Annotated in this window: 20 protein-coding genes and 1 tRNA gene; 3 read left to right on the top strand and 18 right to left on the bottom strand. The window is 67.6% G+C overall.

The window, feature by feature from the left end:
* Positions 1-15: 15 nt before the first annotated feature.
* Positions 16-1,065, bottom strand: coding sequence for an LLM class flavin-dependent oxidoreductase (locus GO591_RS08400; protein ID WP_157157839.1), 1,050 nt, complete (start codon positions 1,063-1,065; stop codon positions 16-18).
* 128 nt (positions 1,066-1,193) lie between these two features.
* Entirely contained in the window at positions 1,194-2,471 is a 1,278-nt protein-coding gene (locus GO591_RS08405) for a hypothetical protein (RefSeq protein WP_157156407.1), read from the bottom strand.
* Positions 2,472-2,705: 234 nt separating this feature from the next.
* Between GO591_RS08405 and GO591_RS08410 the strand changes: the two genes are divergently transcribed.
* The gene (locus tag GO591_RS08410) at positions 2,706-3,689 is read left to right on the top strand and encodes a PfkB family carbohydrate kinase (RefSeq protein WP_157156408.1); all 984 of its coding nucleotides are present in this window, start codon (positions 2,706-2,708) and stop codon (positions 3,687-3,689) included.
* Positions 3,686-4,441 (top strand): 5'/3'-nucleotidase SurE, encoded by a 756-nt coding sequence (surE, locus tag GO591_RS08415; RefSeq protein ID WP_232466103.1) that lies wholly within the window; start codon positions 3,686-3,688, stop codon positions 4,439-4,441. Before GO591_RS08410 ends, surE begins: the two co-directional genes overlap by 4 nt.
* Before the next feature lie 90 nt (positions 4,442-4,531).
* Here the strand turns inward: surE and GO591_RS08420 are convergent, their stop codons facing one another.
* The 3 genes from GO591_RS08420 to GO591_RS08430 form a co-directional block, all read right to left on the bottom strand.
* On the bottom strand, positions 4,532-4,924 hold the full coding sequence (locus GO591_RS08420) for a YchJ family protein (RefSeq protein ID WP_157156409.1): 393 nt from the start codon (positions 4,922-4,924) through the stop codon (positions 4,532-4,534).
* Between the two features lie 34 nt (positions 4,925-4,958).
* On the bottom strand, positions 4,959-5,789 hold the full coding sequence (locus GO591_RS08425; protein ID WP_157156410.1) for a DUF72 domain-containing protein: 831 nt from the start codon (positions 5,787-5,789) through the stop codon (positions 4,959-4,961).
* 63 nt (positions 5,790-5,852) lie between these two features.
* Positions 5,853-6,344, bottom strand: coding sequence for an ATP-dependent zinc protease family protein (locus tag GO591_RS08430; protein WP_157156411.1), 492 nt, complete (start codon positions 6,342-6,344; stop codon positions 5,853-5,855).
* A 32-nt stretch (positions 6,345-6,376) separates the two neighbouring features.
* On the opposite strand from GO591_RS08430, the gene GO591_RS08435 reads away from it, so the two are divergent.
* Positions 6,377-7,564: a RimK family alpha-L-glutamate ligase gene (locus GO591_RS08435; RefSeq protein WP_157156412.1), complete on the top strand. Its 1,188-nt coding sequence runs from the start codon at positions 6,377-6,379 to the stop codon at positions 7,562-7,564.
* A gap of 32 nt (positions 7,565-7,596) precedes the next feature.
* Here the strand turns inward: GO591_RS08435 and GO591_RS08440 are convergent, their stop codons facing one another.
* The 13 genes from GO591_RS08440 to obgE form a co-directional block, all read right to left on the bottom strand.
* Positions 7,597-8,085, bottom strand: a complete 489-nt coding sequence (locus GO591_RS08440) for a hypothetical protein (RefSeq protein ID WP_198295444.1) — start codon at positions 8,083-8,085, stop codon at positions 7,597-7,599.
* Between the two features lie 131 nt (positions 8,086-8,216).
* Positions 8,217-8,292 (bottom strand) — tRNA-Ala (locus GO591_RS08445).
* A 136-nt stretch (positions 8,293-8,428) separates the two neighbouring features.
* The gene (locus GO591_RS08450) at positions 8,429-9,259 is read right to left on the bottom strand and encodes a MetQ/NlpA family ABC transporter substrate-binding protein (protein ID WP_157156414.1); all 831 of its coding nucleotides are present in this window, start codon (positions 9,257-9,259) and stop codon (positions 8,429-8,431) included.
* A 79-nt stretch (positions 9,260-9,338) separates the two neighbouring features.
* Complete coding sequence (locus GO591_RS15945) at positions 9,339-9,632, bottom strand: hypothetical protein (protein WP_232466104.1); 294 nt, start codon at positions 9,630-9,632, stop codon at positions 9,339-9,341.
* On the bottom strand, positions 9,625-10,095 hold the full coding sequence (locus tag GO591_RS15950; RefSeq protein WP_232466105.1) for a methionine ABC transporter permease: 471 nt from the start codon (positions 10,093-10,095) through the stop codon (positions 9,625-9,627). Before GO591_RS15950 ends, GO591_RS15945 begins: the two co-directional genes overlap by 8 nt.
* Positions 10,092-11,084 carry a methionine ABC transporter ATP-binding protein gene (locus GO591_RS08460; RefSeq protein ID WP_157156415.1) on the bottom strand — a complete coding sequence of 331 codons (993 nt, stop codon included), beginning with the start codon at positions 11,082-11,084 and terminating at the stop codon, positions 10,092-10,094. The genes GO591_RS15950 and GO591_RS08460 overlap by 4 nt, the downstream gene beginning before the upstream one ends.
* A 147-nt stretch (positions 11,085-11,231) precedes the next feature.
* Positions 11,232-11,624 carry a ribosome silencing factor gene (gene rsfS / locus GO591_RS08465; RefSeq protein WP_157156416.1) on the bottom strand — a complete coding sequence of 131 codons (393 nt, stop codon included), beginning with the start codon at positions 11,622-11,624 and terminating at the stop codon, positions 11,232-11,234.
* Positions 11,625-11,670: 46 nt separating this feature from the next.
* Positions 11,671-12,927 carry a hypothetical protein gene (locus tag GO591_RS08470; protein ID WP_157156417.1) on the bottom strand — a complete coding sequence of 419 codons (1,257 nt, stop codon included), beginning with the start codon at positions 12,925-12,927 and terminating at the stop codon, positions 11,671-11,673.
* A complete protein-coding gene (nadD, locus tag GO591_RS08475; protein ID WP_157156418.1) occupies positions 12,924-13,526 on the bottom strand; it encodes a nicotinate-nucleotide adenylyltransferase in 603 nt (200 codons plus the stop codon). Before nadD ends, GO591_RS08470 begins: the two co-directional genes overlap by 4 nt.
* A gap of 15 nt (positions 13,527-13,541) precedes the next feature.
* Positions 13,542-13,736 (bottom strand): hypothetical protein, encoded by a 195-nt coding sequence (locus tag GO591_RS08480; protein WP_157156419.1) that lies wholly within the window; start codon positions 13,734-13,736, stop codon positions 13,542-13,544.
* A 31-nt stretch (positions 13,737-13,767) separates the two neighbouring features.
* Entirely contained in the window at positions 13,768-15,006 is a 1,239-nt protein-coding gene (locus GO591_RS08485; protein WP_157157841.1) for a glutamate-5-semialdehyde dehydrogenase, read from the bottom strand.
* A 34-nt stretch (positions 15,007-15,040) separates the two neighbouring features.
* Positions 15,041-15,847: a glutamate 5-kinase gene (gene proB, locus GO591_RS08490; protein WP_157156420.1), complete on the bottom strand. Its 807-nt coding sequence runs from the start codon at positions 15,845-15,847 to the stop codon at positions 15,041-15,043.
* On the bottom strand, positions 15,840-17,357 hold the full coding sequence (gene obgE / locus GO591_RS08495; protein ID WP_157156421.1) for a GTPase ObgE: 1,518 nt from the start codon (positions 17,355-17,357) through the stop codon (positions 15,840-15,842). Before obgE ends, proB begins: the two co-directional genes overlap by 8 nt.
* Positions 17,358-17,437: the final 80 nt, after the last annotated feature.

Consider the following 17,437-nt stretch of genomic DNA (forward strand, 5'->3'; position numbering starts at 1 on the left):
GGCCGGATGCCGAGGTCAGGCGAGCAGGTCGCGGACCATCGGGATGACCCGGCTTCCGTACAGCTCGATGCTGTTCATCAGCCGATCGTGTGGCAGCGTGCCGGTGCTGTACTTCAGATCGAACCTGGTGAGGCCGAGGTCGGTGACCGCCTGCGCGATCTTGCGGGCGACGGTGTCGGGTGAGCCGACGAACAGTGCGCCATCCGGTCCCGCGTCATGCTCGAACTGGTCCCGGCTGGCCGGACCCCAGCCGCGCTCGGCGCCGATCCGGGCCTGCATCACCGCGTAGTGCGGCCAGAGCTCCTCACGGGCCTGCTCGTCGGTCTCGGCGACATGGCCCGGGGAGTGCGCACCGATCGGTTGCTGCTCACCACCGAACTGGTCGAGGGCCCGGCGGTACAGGTCGGCAAGCGGCGCGAAGCGCACCGGCGCGCCGCCGATGATCGCGAGCATCAGCGGAAGACCGTAGTGCGCGGCGCGGACCACCGACTGCGGGCTGCCGCCGACGCCGACCCAGGCACGCAAGCGCCCGGACTCGGTGGGCGGGAACACCCGCTGCTCGCTCAGGGGCGCCCGGGTGCTGCCCTGCCAGGTCACCGGCTCCTCCTTGAGCAGTTCGGCGAAGAGGTTCAGCTTCTCCTCGAACAGGTTCTCGTAGTCGGCGAGATCGAAGCCGAACAGCGGGAACGACTCGATGAAGGACCCGCGGCCGAGGATCACCTCGGCGCGGCCGTTCGACAGCGCGTCCAGGGTCGAGAAGCGCTGGAAGACTCGAATCGGATCGTCGGAGCTCAGCACGGTGACCGCGGATCCCAGCCGGATGCGCTCGGTCTGACCGGCGATGGCGGCGAGCACGACTTCCGGTGCGGACACCGCGAAGTCCTCGCGGTGGTGCTCACCGATGCCGATGAAGTCGACACCGAGCTCGTCGGCCAGGCGGGCCTGGGCCACCACATTGCGCAGCACCTGAGGCTGGGGAATGGCGGCACCCGCGGCATCCGCCGTGACATCGCCGAAGGTGTCGAGTCCGAGCTCAAGGGCGGCGGGCGCCGTCTTGTCGGGCACAGTGGTGTCGGGCTCTGTGGTGTCGGGCTCTGTGGGGTCGGGCACGGTGGTCCAATCTCGCGGTTACATGCGGACGTATCGAAGGGGCCAACCGCGGTCGGCCGGCCGCTATTCCCGGGCTCGCGTGCCTACTGCCCGGTCTCGATCAGCGCTGTCGAGATGAACGCCGCGACGCTCGCCAACGTGTCGGCGTCCCACGGGAAGTCGCCGTGGCTGGTCGCGGTCGATCGGGTCCCAGCCGGCGCGTCCTGGCTGGTCGTGGCCAGCACGAGCCTGTCGTCGGCCGCTGCCAGGAACTCCCGGATGGCGTCGCGGTGGGCGCGCTCCCCGTGGCTGAGCGCGGGATCCAGGTCATCCAGCAGGAAACGCTGCATGCCGAGCAGCGGCCGATCGGGCAGTGTCTCCAGCGCTCCGGAGATCAGGTAGAGCAGGCTGTGCTGGTAGAACTCGAACCGGTCATGGATGACGGTGTCTGCACGTTCCAGTTCGTCCCGCATTGTGAACATCCGGAACCCGCGCAGGCGACCGAATTCATGCGCGTGCCGGCGCAGGGTGTCGTAGAAACGGGCGTGTGAGACGGCGGGCGCGAGGAACACCACGTCGACGTCGATCTCCGTCTCGCTCAACGCATCGAGCAGCGCACACGCCATGACGCAGCCCGCGCTGTGCGCCACAAGGGTGAGCCTGGTCAGCCGGCCGTCGGCCGCGCGGGCGGTCAGCGCCCGGGCGAGCGCCGATCCCGCGGCGCGGTCATCCGCCTCAAAGCCTGCGTCAATGTCGGCGAGCATGCCTGTCCACACCGCCCTGCCGATTCGCAGTTTGCGGATCAGCTCTTCCTGGATGGTCTGCCACGCCCCGTGCATGCGGCCGGCGTCTTCGCGGGCGCTGACCTGGTCGTAGACATCGGCGAGCACGGCGGCCAGTCGTTGCGGCAGGGTGAGCCCGACTCCCTGGAACAGGGTGGCGTAACCGGGGGTGTCCAGCCGGCCGACTGTCCTCGCGCGGGCAGTCCGTTCCTGCCCGGGCGGGATGGGCCCCGCAGCTCGCACCGCTTGCACGCTGACGATCAACCCCGGGTCGCCGCTGATCCGTTCCTCGAGCGCGGCGCGCACCGCGCGACCACCTTCGACGGGGGCACGGCGGATGTCGTCGATTGCGTCGGCGAAGGATTGAAGCATCCGACCGACCGGGTCCAGGACCTCCGCCTGCAGCGCCGACAGGAATCCGGAGTCCCACACCAGGAAGGCCGGATAGGCGCGCGCCTGCTCATAGGCCGCGGCGAGCCGTCGAGCGCTCTCGATACCCGCTCCCGGGGTGACCAGGCCGCCATGGATGTGCAGGACAAGACCGTTCGGCGCCGTTTCGGCGGCATCGAGGATGGCCTCAATCTGAGCGGCATCGCTCACCGGAGCATCGTCGGACAGTCGGCCATCCCGCGAATGGATGATGTGTTGCCGAAAGAACTCGTCGTCCGACTCCTGCACGGGTCGACCTTCCCCTCCGACGCCTCCGGCGGCGCACGTGGTGCCGACTGTAGCAGCAGTCCATCCACCGCGGATCGAGCGTGCGCCGAGGCCCGGCAGCCTTGGCCCGCCGGGCGCGCCTCCCCCATTCGAGGGGTACGCCAATAGACTGGCCCAATGAATCAGGTCGTCGTATTTGCGCCATCGCCGGTTCTGACGGTGACGGTCGAGGACCACCCTGATGGAGCCGACATCCATATCCACGCCGGCGGCCAAGGCGTCTGGCAGGCGCGCATGCTGCGCGCACTTGGCGCCTCGGTGACGATGTGCTCGGTGTTCTCGGGCGAATCGGGGCGCGTGCTGCATCATCTGCTGGATGACGAGGGATTCGACGTACTCGCGGTGCACAGCACCGGCCGCGGCGGTGCGTACGTTCACGACCGGCGCGGCGGTGAACGGATCAAGATCGCCGAGACCGGCGGCGAACCGCTCTCCCGGCACGACCTGGACGCGCTGTACGGGCTGACGCTGCGCGCGGGCCTTGATGCGGGCACCACCATCCTGAGCGGACCGCACGGCGAGGGCGCCCTGCCTGCCGACATGTATCGACGGCTTGCATCCGACCTGCGCACCGGCGGACGGCAGGTCATCGCCGACCTGTCCGGCGAACGCCTGCGCGCCGCGCTTCGCGGCGGCGTCACCGTGGTCAAGGTCAGCGACGTCGAGCTCGAAGCCGACGGAATCGTCAGCGACCGCACCCTGCTGCCCGACGTGATCCGTGCCATGCACCGGCTGCACGAAGACGGCGCCCAGAACGTACTCGTGAGCCGCTCAGAGGAACCCGCCCTGCTGCTCGCCGATGGCGTGGTGAGCGAGGTGCACATGCCGAAACTGGAGATCGCCGACACCAGCGGCGCCGGCGACTCGATGACCGCCGGCGTCGCCGCCACGCTCGCCGACGGCGGCTCGATTCTGGAGGCGGTCGCGATGGGCGCCGCCGCAGGAGCTCTCAATGTCACCCGGCACGGACTGGGCACCGGCGAGGCAGCCGCGATCCTGCGGTTGCGCCAACTGGTCACCGTCACCCCGCTCGAAGAAGAACGCGGGGCGAGCACCCGCGTCAGTCCCGATGAACTGGCGCGAAGGGTGCGTGAGGAGTGATTCGGCCGGTCAAGACCCTGATCACCAACGACGACGGGATCACCTCGCCTGGCTTGTTCCGGCTGGCGGTCTCCGCAATGGAGCTGGGGTTGGACGTCGTCGTGGCGGCCCCCGCATCCGAGGCGAGCGGTTCCAGCGCGTCGATCATCGCCTCCGAGAGCGATGGCCGCATCCGGATGGACCGCCGCAAGCTCGAGGGACTCGAGGATGTCCCCACCTACGCCGTGCACGGCGCTCCCGCGCTGATCGCGCTCATCGCCGGACACGGCGCATTCGGCGATCCGCCCGAGCTCGTGCTGTCCGGCATCAACCGCGGCGCGAACGTCGGACGGGCAATCATCCACTCGGGAACCGTGGGAGCGGCGCTCACCGGCGGGGTGAACGGCGGCCGCGGGCTCGCCGTGTCACTCGACGTCGGACTGGAGCCGACCAGGTTCCGCTGGAGCATCGCTGCCCGGATGGCGCGCAAGCTCATCCCATTCCTGCTCGACCAGCCGGTCGGCACGGTGCTGAACCTCAACGTGCCCAACCTGGAGACCGATGAGTTGCCGGAGTTCCGGCAGGCGCCGCTGGCCAAGTTCGGCATCGTGCAGACCACGATGACCGAGAGCGACCAGCACAGCATCCGGCTCGCCGTCGCCGACCAGGATGCGCAGGCCGAGCCCGGCAGTGATGCCGCGTTGCTCGCCGACGGCTTCGCGACGGTCACCTCGATCGACCCGGTGCGGGAGGCTGCGCTGCCGGCGCTCTAGCGCGCTGGAGCTAAAGGGATCGCGCAGCGATCCGCGACGCCAGCGCCGCAGGAGCCTGCGACTGCGGTTTCCGACTTCGTAGCGCGCTACTCACCCACCGAAACTGTCGCCGTCGACGTAGAACCAGCGCCCGGACTCGCGCACGAAGCGGCTCACCTCGTGCAGCACGCCAGCGCCGGCATCCGTCCGATGGTGCGCCCTGAACTCGACGACACCATCCGTGTCGAAGGGACCGCCCCGCTCACTGCGAACGATGTCGAGGCGGTACCAGCGCTCGGCCGGATCGAGGGCGAGCGTCGCCGGGCGCGTGGCCGGATGCCAGGTGGCGAGCAGGTACTCGGTGTCACCGGCCGCGAACGCCGAGTAGCGGGAGCGCATCAGAGCTTCGGCTGTGGGCGCAATGGCGCCGGCGTGCAGCGGGCCACAGCATTCGCCGTATGGGTTCCCGCTCAGGCAGGGGCAGCGGTCGGTGGGTTGGAGCACCGTGTCAGGCTAACCGGTGTCAGGCTAACCCCGGTCAGGCTAACCGCTGGATGAGCGCCATCGCGTCGAACGGGGCCCGCACCTTGACATCGTTGTCGAAGTACGCCCAGACGTCGCGACCCTCGGCCAGCCAGCCGCGCATCATCGATGCCCACCCATCCAGTGCCGCATCGTCGTAGCCGCTCTCGTAGAGCACCGTGTCACCGTGCAGCCGCACGTAGACGAAGTCGGTGGTCGCGGCGGTGAGCTTCGGCCACTTGCCTGCGGTGTCGGCGACGACGGATGCCACCTGGTGCGCGGCCAGCTGCGCGAAGTACTCCGCGGTGTCGAAGCTGGGGTGGCGCACCTCGATCGCATGGCGCAGCGGGCGGTCGGCGTCGATGTCGAGGTGCACGCGCCCATCCAGCCGATCTTCGTGCTGGCGGCCGAGGGTCGCTGCCTGGCCGGTGCTGGTTGGCAGCAGCGTGAGGAAGCGTTCCAGCGTCTCGGGGGCATAGCTCAGATTGGGCGGCAGTTGCCAGAGCACCGGGCCGAGCTTCGGCCCGAGCGCAAGCAACCCGGAGGCGAAGAAGTTCGCGAGAGCCTGCTGCGGCTCACGCAGCCGCAGCAGATGGGTGATGTATCGGCCGCCCTTGACCGCGAACCGGAACTGGTCCGGAGTCTCGGCTGCCCAGCGCGTGAAGTAGGCGGGCTTTTGCAGCGAGTAGAAGGTGCCGTTGATCTCGATCGAGGTGAGCCGGTCGGCGGCGTACTCGAGTTCGAGTCGCTGCGGCAGCTTCGGCGGATAGAACGTGCCGCGCCAGGCGGGGTAGCGCCACCCTGAGATGCCGATTCGGGCGACCGCTCCCCCGTCAACCACTGCCATGCCGCCGACGCTACGCCCGCGCCAGGCTCGGCGAGAAGGTGCGCGGTTAGTCCGGCTGGGCCGTTAGTCAGACTGAGCTGTGCGGGCCCGATTGATGAGTCGGACGCGTCTCGGTGCTCGCCCACCGATGAACGACCGGGCAGGGTCGACGAGGAACTGCTGGCGCAGCGCTTCCCGGCCGATCAGCATGCGGAAGCCCATCGAGTCCCGGTTGCTGAGGGTCACCTCAGCTCTCACGGTTCGGCCCAGGATGGCGACATCCATGAGCACCACGATCCGCTCCTCGGCGTGCCCGGACGAACTGCGCACAAGTCGCCGATCGTGCACCGGGGCGTCGACGAGAACAGCATCCTGATCCGAGTTCTGCCAGGGGTGCACCCAGAACCTCACCCGCTCGTCGGCGCCATCACTGGATACCTCGACATCGAACGCGTGGATCGACGACGTGCGAGCACCGGTGTCGAGTTTTGCTTTGATCCACGGGACGCCGATTCCTGGGAGACCCACCCACTCGCGCCACCCTGCGATGGTGCTTGAATGGGAAAGATGCCTCATACCTCCATCTTCTCAGTCTTCGTCCGGCTTCCATGAAACTCGCTATTCTTTCGCGCGCCCCGCATTCCTACTCGACGCAGCGACTTCGCACCGCTGCCGCGCAGCGTGGACATCAGGTCAAGGTGCTGAACACCCTGCGGTTCGCCATCGACCTGTCCGGCGAGGAACCGGACCTGCAGTTCCGCGGCCGCCCGCTGTCCAGCTATGACGCGATCCTGCCGCGGATCGGCAACTCGATCACCTACTTCGGCACCGCCGTCGTGCGGCAGTTCGAGCAGATGGATGTCTACACGCCGAACACCGCCAACGGCATCAGCAACGCGCGCGACAAGCTGCGGGCGACCCAGATCCTGTCGCGGCACAACATCGGCATGCCGGCAACGGCGTTCGTGCGCAATCGGGCCGACGTGCGACCGGCGATCGAACGGGTCGGCGGCGCCCCGGTGGTCATCAAACTGCTCGAGGGCACGCAGGGCATCGGAGTCATTCTCGCCCCCGAGGCGAAGGTGGCCGAGGCGATCATCGAGACGCTGCACTCCACCAAGCAGAATGTGCTGATCCAGGCCTTCATCGCCGAGAGCCGGGGCCGCGACATCCGTGCCCTGGTCGTCGGTGATCGCGTCGTTGCCGCGATGCGGCGGAAGGCGAACGGCGACGAATTCCGCTCCAACGTGCACCGTGGCGGCTCGGTCGAACCGGTCGAACTGACTCCCGAGTATGTCCGCGCCGCCGTGCGTTCGGCGCAGATCATGGGGCTGCGGGTAGCCGGTGTCGACATGCTCGAGGGCAATGACGGCCCGCTCGTGATGGAGGTGAACTCCTCCCCAGGGCTGGAGGGCATCGAGACCGCCACCAAGCTCGACGTGGCCGGCGCGATCATCGACTACATCTCGAACGAGGTCGCGTTCCCCGACATCGATGTGCGCCAGCGGCTTGCGGTGTCGACCGGGTACGGGATCGCCGAACTCGTGGTGAACAGCGGCGCCGATCTGGTCGGCAAGGCGCTGGGCGACTCGGGCCTGCCTGAGCGTGACATCTCGGTGCTCACGCTGCACCGTGGGGCGACCGTCATCCCGAACCCGCGGCGCTTCGAGGTGCTGCAGGCCGGTGACCGGCTGCTCTGCTTCGGCAAGCTCGAGGAGATGCGCTCGATGATCCCGAACCGGCGTCGGCGCGCCAAGGTGCGGAAGCTGCCCAAGGAGCCGGTTACCGAGGACTGATTCCCGCTGACCCTCCTGGCCCCGCTGGCCGGTCAGCCGCCGGGCTGCGCGATCATCAGCCACAGGATGACGGCAAGACCGACGCCGCCGATGAGGGCGAGGGCCGTGGGGCGCCACGATGTGGCCAGAGACTCCACGACGCCTTCAGTCCCGAGACCGGCGGCCTTCTTGCGTGAGGCCTCATCCATCGTCGCGCCAGTCACGAACCGCAGGCGACGGAACGTAGGGGTGGCGATGCCGTACATGGCGCCCATGACGAGCAGAAGCAGCACGATCGAAACCCAGAGCCACCAGTCTCCCCAGAACCCACCCATGAAACCGAGCACGATGCCCGGGACGATGATGAGCAGCAGCCCCGCGTACATCAGCCCGGCGCTCCAGGAGGAGAGGTCGAGCATGGCCGCGATGCGGGCGTGTTCGACCTCCTTGCGCAGGCGGAAGGCCACCGCGACCGACGTACCGTGACCCAGCGCGAAGACGATCACGCCGAGCACGTGCAGGAAGATCATCAGCAGGTACATCGGTGGTCCCCTCGTCGGCGTCTGTCTGGACACGGCCTGTGAAGAGTCTCCGCGTCGATCGCTGCCGTGGCAAGGAATCTCGTGGGCGCGAGAACAGAAAAAGCCCCGGCCATCGGCCGGGGCTTTCCACGTGGTGGATCTGAGGGGACTCGAACCCCTGACCCCCTGCATGCCATGCAGGTGCGCTACCAGCTGCGCCACAGACCCTTACTGTTTTCCTCTGCGTATCCCGCAGAAGCAACTCATCAAGATTACATCATCCTTGGGGGTGGTCGTGACCACTTGGGGGAAAGACGGATGCCCCGCGCCTGACCGGCGCGCGGCATCCGTCTGTTCTTAGTTCTTACTCGACCGGGATCATCTGGTCGCCGAAAGTCTCCTCCATGTAGGCCTTGGCCTCAGCGGAGGTGAGCAGCTCGAACAGCTTGACGATGCGCGGGTCGTCCTCGAGCTCAGCGGTCGTTGCGAGCACGTTGAAGTACTTCGAGCCCTGGCCCTCGACGAGGATCGCATCCTCGAGCTTCAGCTGCGCGGGCAGCGCGAACGAGATGGTCACGAACGCCGCGTCGACATCCGGCAGCACGCCAGGCAGCGACGCGTTCTCGGCCTCGATGAACTCGAAGTCGTGCGGGTTCGCGGTGATGTCGCCGACGACGGTCGGGTTCTCGGTGGTCTCGATCAGGCCTTCCGCGGCGAGCATCTCGAGCGCACGGCCCTCGTTGGTCGGGTCATCCGGGATGGCGATCTTCGCGCCGTCCTCGAGCTCGTCGATCGAGGTCACCTTGTCGCTGTAGAACGCGGCAACCGGCAGGTAGACCTCGCCGACGCTGACGAGGTCGGTGCCCGAGGCCTCGTTGTAGGTCTTCAGGAAGGTCGTGTTCTGGAACAGGTTGGCGTCGATGGATCCCTCGGCCAGCGCGGTGTTCGGAGTGTTGAAGTCGGTGAACTCGGTCCACTCGATGTCAAGGCCGGCGTCGGCGGCGAGGTTCTCGTCGACCCAGGTGAGCAGCTCACCGGCGGGAACCGCGAGGGCTCCGACGTTGACGGTGCCGAGGCTGCCGTCGGCGGGAGCGGCGTCCTCGGAGGAGGTCGATGCGCAGGAGGCCAGGGCGACCGTGAGCGCGGCGGCAACAGCGGCACCAGCAAGGCGCTTGCTGCGAGTAGTGAACTGCATGAGTGCTTCTTTCTTCAGGGAGTGGAACCGTGTCCGTGATGCTGACTTCGGGCACGGCTGGTGGGCGGTTAGGCCCATCTCACGCGGGGACGTCGGCGGCTATCTTGTCCCGGACTTTCGTCGCGGGCGCACCGCCCCGGTGAGCCAAACGCCGGGCCAGCCGCGCTGCTATGCCCTGCAGGATCATGACGATCACGAAGATGATGATGATCACGGTGACCATGTGGATGACGCTGTAACGCTGGTAGCCGTACCGCAGCGCCACCGAACCGAGTCCGCCACCGGCAACCACGCCGACCATGGCCGAGAAGTTGATGATCGAGGTGACCGTGGTCGACAGCCCCAGCACCATCGGAGCAAGGGCCTCAGGCACGAGCACCTTGGAGATGATCTGCCAGCGGGTGGCCCCCGAGGGATTCCGCGGCTTCGATCAGGCCATTGTCGACTTCCTTGATCGCGATCTCGACCATGCGGGCGAAGAACGGGATGGCCACCGCGGCCAGCGGCACAATCGCCGCCGTTGTGCCGATCGAGGTGCCGACGATCAGCCGGGTGAACGGAATCAGCGCGACCATGAGGATCACGAACGGCACACTGCGGCCGATGTTGACGATGAAGTCGAGCACCTTGTTGAGGAAGAGGCCGACCGGGCGCGAGCCGAACGGGCGCTCGAGGATGCCGCCAGGTTCGGTGCCGACGAGCACAACGCCGAGCGGCAGTCCGATGAGGATGGTGAAGATCAGCGCGACGAAAACCATGTACAGCGTTTCGGCGGTCGCCATCAGCAGGACTTCGAAGAGCTCCGGCCAGAATCCGGGGGCGGATGGATCGATCATGCGGCACCTCCGACGATCTCGACGAGCAGTCCTCGGCCGCGGAGGTCTTCAATCGGGGCTGCGTTGGCCTCGGGCGAACCGGGCAGCTGCAGGCGGGTGCGCCCGGCCTGATTGCCGCCGATGGTCTCGATGACGGCGCCGAGGATGGAGACATCCAACCCGTACTCGCGCGCGAGCCGCGCAATCACCGGGCGGTCCGCGGAGCCCCCGCTGAAGGTTATGTCGATGACGGTGTCCCCATTGTGCGACGGCACCGGGCCGAGCGGGAACAGGTCGCGTGCCAGCCGGGAGCCCGGGGTGGAGATGAGGGAGACGATGCTGCCCTGCTCGACGACACGACCGGCTTCCAGCACCGCGGCTGATTGGCAGACCGCCTTGACGACATCCATCTCATGCGTGATCAGCAGCACGGTGAGCTCGAGCTCGCGGTTGATCGTCTTGATCAGGTCGAGGATGGACCGTGTGGTCTCCGGGTCGAGGGCGGATGTCGCCTCGTCGGAGAGCAGGACGCGCGGTTTGCCTGCGAGAGCCCGGGCGATGCCGACTCGCTGCTTCTGTCCGCCGGACAGTTCCTCGGGATAGGAGTTCGCCTTTGCGGCGAGACCGACCAGGTCGAGCATCTCCAGCGACCGGCGGCGGCGTTCAGCCGTGGGCACGCCGGTGATCTCGAGGCCGAGTTCGACGTTGCCGAGCACAGTGCGTCCGCTCAGCAGGTTGAAGTGCTGGAAGACCATGCCGATCTTCTTCCGCGCGTGCCGCAGCTCGGTCGAGGAGAGCGCAGTGAGATCCTGCCCGTCGACGGTGATGCTGCCGCTGTCCGGGCGTTCGAGCAGGTTGACGTGCCGGATGAGCGTGGACTTGCCCGCGCCGCTCTGGCCGATGACTCCGAAGATCTCGCCCTCCGCTACCTCCAGGCTGACGTCGTCGAGCGCGGTCACGGCCGACGCGCCAGACCCGTAGGTCTTGGAGACGTGGGAGATGGAGATCACGAGGTGGAGCCTTGCAGTCGATCGGTTGGGAAGTGGCGCGGTCACGCACCCTCGGGCGACAGCGAATCCGGCATACAGCCGACGTCCATTATCTCAGAGCGGTTCGGCACGGCTCATCCGGGTTACGGATTGTTGCCAGCTGGCGGCTCAGTCGGCCGGCTGCTCCGCGGTTTCGGCCGCCTGCAGCTCCAGCGGGATCACCGGGCAGTCCTTCCACAGGCGCTCGAGCGAGTAATACATGCGGTCTTCTTCGTGGAAGACGTGCACCACCAGGTCGCCGAAGTCGATGAGGACCCAACGTCCCTCGGCGCGACCCTCGCGGCGGAGCGGCTTGGCGTCGGCGAGTTCGAGCAGCTTGTCTTCGATCTCGCCGGCGATTGCGAGCACGTTGCGCTCATTGCGTCCGGTGACAAGCAGGAAGGCGTCGGTGAGGGGCAGTGGACCGGTCACGTCGAGCGCGACCAGGTCGGTGCCCTGCTTGGCGTCAGCGGCGGCTGCCGCGATTTTCAATAGGTTGAGCGCGTGCTCTGATGCAGTCACAGGTTCCTTGGGGAGTGGGGCAGGCGATTGGACATCGGGGATGTCGCTAGAAGGTACCGCTCAGGAAACCGACGACGACGAGGCCGACGACGACAACCGCGAGGGCAGAGGCGGTGACCGCGAGCACGGCGAGCATTTTGTTGCCATTGCTCGGGCGCTTCGCCTGGATCATGCCGCGGGTGGCGGTGTGGGTACTGACCGCCCGGCTGGCGCGCACGGGAGTCGAGTTGGTGGCGCTGACCGACCGGTCCTCTTCATCGAGCAGCCGGTCCACCTCGATGCCGTCGAGACCCGAGTGCTCCGCGGTGCTGATTCCGTAGCCGCGCGGAAGGTCCATGCTGCCGGTGATCAGGATTTCACCGGTGCCGTCCAACGCACGGGGCAGGTCGGAGTGGGTCGGGATCGAGGGCAACACGAGGGCGCTGGGCGCGTAATGCGAGCTGCCGCCGTCGTGCGCGATGAGGCTGTCGAAGTCCGGGGCCGGGGTCTTGGCTGCCGCCGGGGCTGGTGCTGGTGCTGGCGCAGGCGCCTTGGGTGCTGCCGGGGCGGACCCCTGGACGAGCGGGACCGGAGCCTGCGGCACGATCTTCGGCACCGGCTCGGCCCGCGGCGCAACCCGCTCGGGGACGTGGGGTTCCGGGGTCGGCGGGGCGGCCGGGGTCGGGCTCGGCGCCGCCGGCTGGCCGGTCGGGATCGCCGCCGGCGGAACCGGCAAGGCAGGGGTCGGCACGCTGAGCGGAGCGCCCAGACCGCTGGATGCCGGCTTCTGCGGCTCGATCAGCTGCGGCGGGGCGCTGTTCTCGGCCGCTGCCTGGGCTTCACGCAGGGCCCGCAACTCGCGACGGGTCATCGTCCGGTCAGGGGCGTTGAGGTTGTCAGGCGTCGTTTGCTCTTCGCGCTGGGGTGGAACAGGCTGCGCGGCGCGTTGCTGGCTGCCGTCCCCTGAACGCAGCGCGCTCGGGACCGAGGACACGATCGGAGCGGCCGCTTGTGTGCGGTAGTTCAGCGGCGCGCCGTCGTCGGTGGGTGCCGACTGGGCAGGAATCGTGCCGGGGCTGCGGCGTCCCTCGGGACTGAAGTCACGAATCCGGTAGCCGGCGACCTGGGGCAGCGTGGTGGTGACGTGGTCAACGGGCTCCGGCAATCCGGCCGGAGCGGGCGCGTCTGCCGGTGCATCCGTCTGCGCCGTCGGATCCTGGCTGCGCTCCAAGGCGTCACGAAGGTCGCGCTCCGCAGCTTGGCCACGTTCGCTTTCTCGTGCGGCTCGCCGACTCATCGGCGGCCGATCCTGGTACGTCGTCACGTAGTTCTCCGGTAGAGATGATGCTTGGAGATGTATTGGACTACACCGTCTGGTACGAGGTACCAGACGGGATACCCCCGACTCACTCGGTTCCGGCAATCGGTGGACGATATCGCCAGCGCGGGAACCTCAAGAGAGCTTACGCCGTGAGTAGGTAATCCGCTAATGCTGAGCTGGTGCCCTGGCCGGGACACTGCGACGAAATGGGCAAGGTTCCAGAGTTCGTCCTTGTCTTTCCAGTCGATGATCTGGGCGATCGCATCCGCTCCGGAGATGAAGAACAGGTCCGCGTCCGGCCGTTCGAGTCTCAGGTCACGCAGCGTGTCGATGGTGTAGGTCGGCCCGGTGCGGTCGAGATCGACTCGGCTGACCGTGAACCGTGGATTCGCCGCGGTGGCGATCACGGTCATCAGGTAGCGGTGCTCCCCCGATGTCACGCTCGGCTTCATCCACGGCTGCCCGGTCGGCACGAAGATGACCTCGTCGAGGTCGAACTGCTGCTGGACCTCGCTGGCGGCGACGAGGTGACCGTGGTGGATCGGATCGAAGGTTCCGCCCATCACCCCGATGCGTGGACGTCGCTTCTCCGTGTCCGTCATGAAACGGGCGTCGCCTTAGTGGCGAGTGTGCTGGTCGTGCTTGGCAGCCTTGTCGCGGTGCCGGTTGGCCACGTCGCGGTAGCTGAAGGTCACCATTCCGAGCACGATGAACAGCAGCGCCATGATGCCGCCGATGACGGGCGCCGGGACGATGAGCGGGGCAAGCTCGTGTTCCGTGGACGCGGTAACAATGGTGGCAAGCAGCGACATGGTGGTTTCTCCGTTCAAAGCTTTCTCAATTCTATGCGCGAACCTGGCCGGCGCCTCGCACGACCCACTTGGTGCTGGTGAGTTCGGCGAGGCCCATCGGGCCGCGGGCGTGCAACTTCTGGGTCGAGATCCCGACCTCGGCACCGAAGCCGAACTCGCCACCGTCGGTGAAGCGGGTGGATGCGTTCACCATCACCACGGCGGAATCGATCTCGGCGAGGAAGCGTTCGCTGTTCTGGATGTCGCCGGTCACGATGGATTCGGTGTGTCCTGTCGAGTACCGCCGGATGTGGTCGATGGCCTCGTCGAGCGAGTCGACGATCTTCACCGACACGTCCAGCGACATGTACTCCGTTGACCAGTCTTCTTCGGTCGCCGGTACAGCGTCCGGGAACAGGTTGCGGGTGTCGTCGTCGCCGTGCACGGTGACGGATGCCTCGCGCAGAGCCTGCAGCACGTCGGGCAGCAGGCGGTCGGCCGCGGCGCGGTGCACCAGCACGGTTTCCACCGCGTTGCAGACGCTGGGCCGCTGCACCTTCGCGTTCCGCACGATGTCGACGGCCCAGTCGCGGTTGGCGGTCTCGTCGATGAAGATGTGCACGACGCCCGCGCCGGTTTCGATGACCGGAACCTTGGATTCGGTGACGACGGTGTTGATCAGGTTGGCGCTGCCTCGCGGGATGAGCACGTCAACGTAACCGCGTGCCTGCATGAGCTGCTTCGCGCCGTCGCGCCCGAACTCGTCGATGGTCTGTACGGCGGCGGCGGGGAGCCCGCTTGCGGTGAGCGCTTCCTGAATGATCTCGACCAGCACCCGGTTGGTGTTCTCGGCCGCGTGCCCGCCGCGTAGCACGACCGCGTTGCCGCTCTTCAGGGCGAGGGCGGCGATGTCGATCGTCACGTTCGGACGCGCTTCGTAGATCGCCCCGATCACGCCGAACGGCACGCGCACCTCGGTGATCGACAGTCCGTTCGGCAGTACCTTGCCGCGTACCGTCTCGCCGACCGGGTCGGTCAGCGCGGCAATGTCCTCGACGGCTGCGGCGAGCGACTCGAGCCGGGCGGCATCAAGCCGCAGGCGATCCTGCAGTCCGGTGCTGAGCCCCTCGTTGCGACCGTTCGACAGGTCGAGCTCGTTGGCGGGCACCACCCGCGAAGCGCCCTCGCGCACGTGCGTGGCAATCGCGAGCAGGGCGGCGTTCTTCTGAGCGGGAGTCAGGGTTGCCAGCATCCGGGAGGCGGAGCGCGCAGCGTCGAGCTTGTCGATCATGGACGGCACGGCGAGGACAGTTTCAGGCACGGCCCTAGTTTATCGGCATGTCCGCTTCAGCCGCGGCGAACCAGGTGCCGACCATCTCGCCGCTGAGCGCGCGCATGACGTCTCCGGTCGACGCGAGCAGCACGGGGGTGCCCCGGTGGGCGGCGTGCTTGGCAGCGGCGATCTTGGTGCCTGCTCCCCCGGTGCCGACGCCGGCGGCGCCGATGTCGCCGAGTTCGATGCCGCCGAGATCGTCGTCGATCGGCACCTCGGTGATCCGGGTGGCACCCGGCTCGTGCGGCGGTTTCGTGTAGAGCGCGTCGACGTCGCTGAGCAGCACCAGAGCGTCTGCACGGATCAGTTCGGAGACGAGCGCGGCGAGCCGGTCGTTGTCACCGAATCGGATCTCGTGGGTTGCCACGGTGTCGTTCTCGTTGACGATGGGCAGGATGCGCAGGGCGAGCAGCCGATCCATTGCGCGTTGCGCGTTGCCGCGGGATGTCGCCTGCTCGAGGTCCCCTGCGGTCAGGAGCACCTGGCCGGCGACGATTCCGTAGCGGCGCAGGCTCTCCTGATACCGGTAGATCAGCACGTTCTGGCCGACGGCAGCGGCGGCCTGCTGGGTCGCGAGGTCATCGGGGCGGCCGTCGAGCTTCAGGAACGGGATGCCGGTGGCGATCGCGCCCGAGGACACCAGCACAACCTCGGTGCCGCGCGCGTGGGCGACGGCCAGAGCGTCGACGAGCGGGCCGATCTGGGTGACGTTGGGGCCACTGATCGAGGATGAACCGACCTTGACGACGATGCGGCGAGCCTGGGTGAGTTGCTCCCGGCTGGTCAGGGTTTCAGTCATCCGTGCCCGGTTCCTCCTCGCGCCACAGCCCAGCTTCCTTCTCGCGCGCCAGCTCGGCGCGGGCCTCGGCCTTTGCATCCATTCGGTCGAGGTAGTCCTCGCGACGCTTCGCCCGCGTTGCGCGGGGGCTGCCGCCGAGCCGGTCGTCGCTGCCGCGTGGGCCGGTCATGAGTTCCGCAGTCGAAGTGAGTGTCGGCTCCCAGTCGAACACGATGCCCGATCCCTCGCCGATGACCACGGTCGAGCCGGCAACCGCGCCGGCTCGGAACAGTTCGTCCTCGACGCCGATCTTCGCCAGCCGGTCCGCGAGAAAGCCGACGGCCTCATCGTTGGTGAAGTCGGTCTGCGCGACCCAGCGTTCCGGCTTCTCGCCGAGGATCCGGTAGACGTTGCCGTAGGTGCCGCCTTCGACGCGGACGATGAACGGCTTCTCATTGACGGCGCGGGGCCGGATCACGATCCGCTCTAGGGCGGGCTGGGCAGCCTTCTGAGCCCGGTCCTCCTCAACGAGGGCGGCCAGGGCGAAGGACAGCTCCCGCAGGCCTTCGCGGCTGACGGCGCTGATCTCGAACACGCGGTACCCGCGACGTTCAAGCTCGGGGCGCACGAAGTCGGCGAGTTCGCGACCGTCCGGGACGTCGACCTTGTTCAGGGCGACCAGCTGCGGGCGTTCCAGCAGCGGGGTCTGCCCCTCAGGGACCGGGTAGGCGCGCAGCTCCTCGAGGATGATGTCGAGGTCGCTGATGGGGTCGCGACCGGGCTCGAGCGTCGCAGTGTCGAGCACGTGCAGCAGGGCGGTGCAGCGTTCGACGTGGCGCAGGAACTCCAGGCCGAGACCCTTTCCTTCGCTCGCGCCCTCAATCAGTCCGGGGACATCGGCAACCGTGAACCGGGTCGACCCGGACTCGACGACACCGAGGTTCGGATGCAGGGTGGTGAACGGGTAATCGGCGATCTTCGGCTTGGCTGCCGAGATCGCGGCGATCAGGCTGGACTTGCCCGCGCTCGGGAAACCGACCAGCGCAATATCCGCAACCGTCTTCAACTCGAGCTGGACGTCGCCCTGCCAGCCCGGGGTGCCGAGCAGCGCGAATCCGGGCGCCTTGCGCTTGGTGCTGGACAGGGCAGCGTTGCCGAGTCCGCCGATTCCGCCCGGAGCGACGACGAAGCGCATGCCGGGCTCGTTCATGTCGATGAGTTCTTCGCCGTCGGCGCTCTTCACGACCGTGCCAACCGGCACGGGCAGCACGAGTTCTTCGCCGGTGTGGCCGCTGCGGTGATCGCCCATGCCGAAGCCGCCGTTCTCGGAACTGCGGTGCGGGGCGCGGTGGTAGCCGAGCAGGGTGGTGACCTGCGGGTCACTGATCAGCACGATGTCACCGCCGTGGCCGCCATTGCCGCCGTCGGGGCCGGCGAGCGGCTTGAACTTCTCCCTGCGAACGGAGACACATCCGTTACCGCCGTTGCCGGCGCGCAGATGCAAGGTCACATGGTCAACGAACGTGGCCATGGCACCGCTCCTTCAATGGTCGATCGCCGTGACGGATGCCACGGCTATAGAAACACCAAAGGCGAGCCGAAGCTCGCCCC

Source organism: Diaminobutyricimonas sp. LJ205, assembly GCF_009755725.1.
Taxonomy (GTDB): Bacteria; Actinomycetota; Actinomycetes; order Actinomycetales; family Microbacteriaceae; genus Ruicaihuangia.

Coding starts and splice junctions, on each gene's coding strand:
- GO591_RS08480 (WP_157156419.1), bottom strand. CDS start 13,736: ATGTCGCTGCTTGCCACCATTGTTACCGCGTCCACGGAACACGAGCTT.
- GO591_RS08410 (WP_157156408.1), top strand. CDS start 2,706: ATGAATCAGGTCGTCGTATTTGCGCCATCGCCGGTTCTGACGGTGACG.
- GO591_RS08485 (WP_157157841.1), bottom strand. CDS start 15,006: ATGATCGACAAGCTCGACGCTGCGCGCTCCGCCTCCCGGATGCTGGCA.
- proB (WP_157156420.1), bottom strand. CDS start 15,847: ATGACTGAAACCCTGACCAGCCGGGAGCAACTCACCCAGGCTCGCCGC.
- GO591_RS08440 (WP_198295444.1), bottom strand. CDS start 8,085: ATGTACCTGCTGATGATCTTCCTGCACGTGCTCGGCGTGATCGTCTTC.
- GO591_RS15950 (WP_232466105.1), bottom strand. CDS start 10,095: ATGATCGATCCATCCGCCCCCGGATTCTGGCCGGAGCTCTTCGAAGTC.
- nadD (WP_157156418.1), bottom strand. CDS start 13,526: ATGACGGACACGGAGAAGCGACGTCCACGCATCGGGGTGATGGGCGGA.
- GO591_RS08425 (WP_157156410.1), bottom strand. CDS start 5,789: ATGGCAGTGGTTGACGGGGGAGCGGTCGCCCGAATCGGCATCTCAGGG.
- GO591_RS08450 (WP_157156414.1), bottom strand. CDS start 9,259: ATGCAGTTCACTACTCGCAGCAAGCGCCTTGCTGGTGCCGCTGTTGCC.
- GO591_RS08435 (WP_157156412.1), top strand. CDS start 6,377: ATGAAACTCGCTATTCTTTCGCGCGCCCCGCATTCCTACTCGACGCAG.
- GO591_RS08430 (WP_157156411.1), bottom strand. CDS start 6,344: ATGAGGCATCTTTCCCATTCAAGCACCATCGCAGGGTGGCGCGAGTGG.
- obgE (WP_157156421.1), bottom strand. CDS start 17,357: ATGGCCACGTTCGTTGACCATGTGACCTTGCATCTGCGCGCCGGCAAC.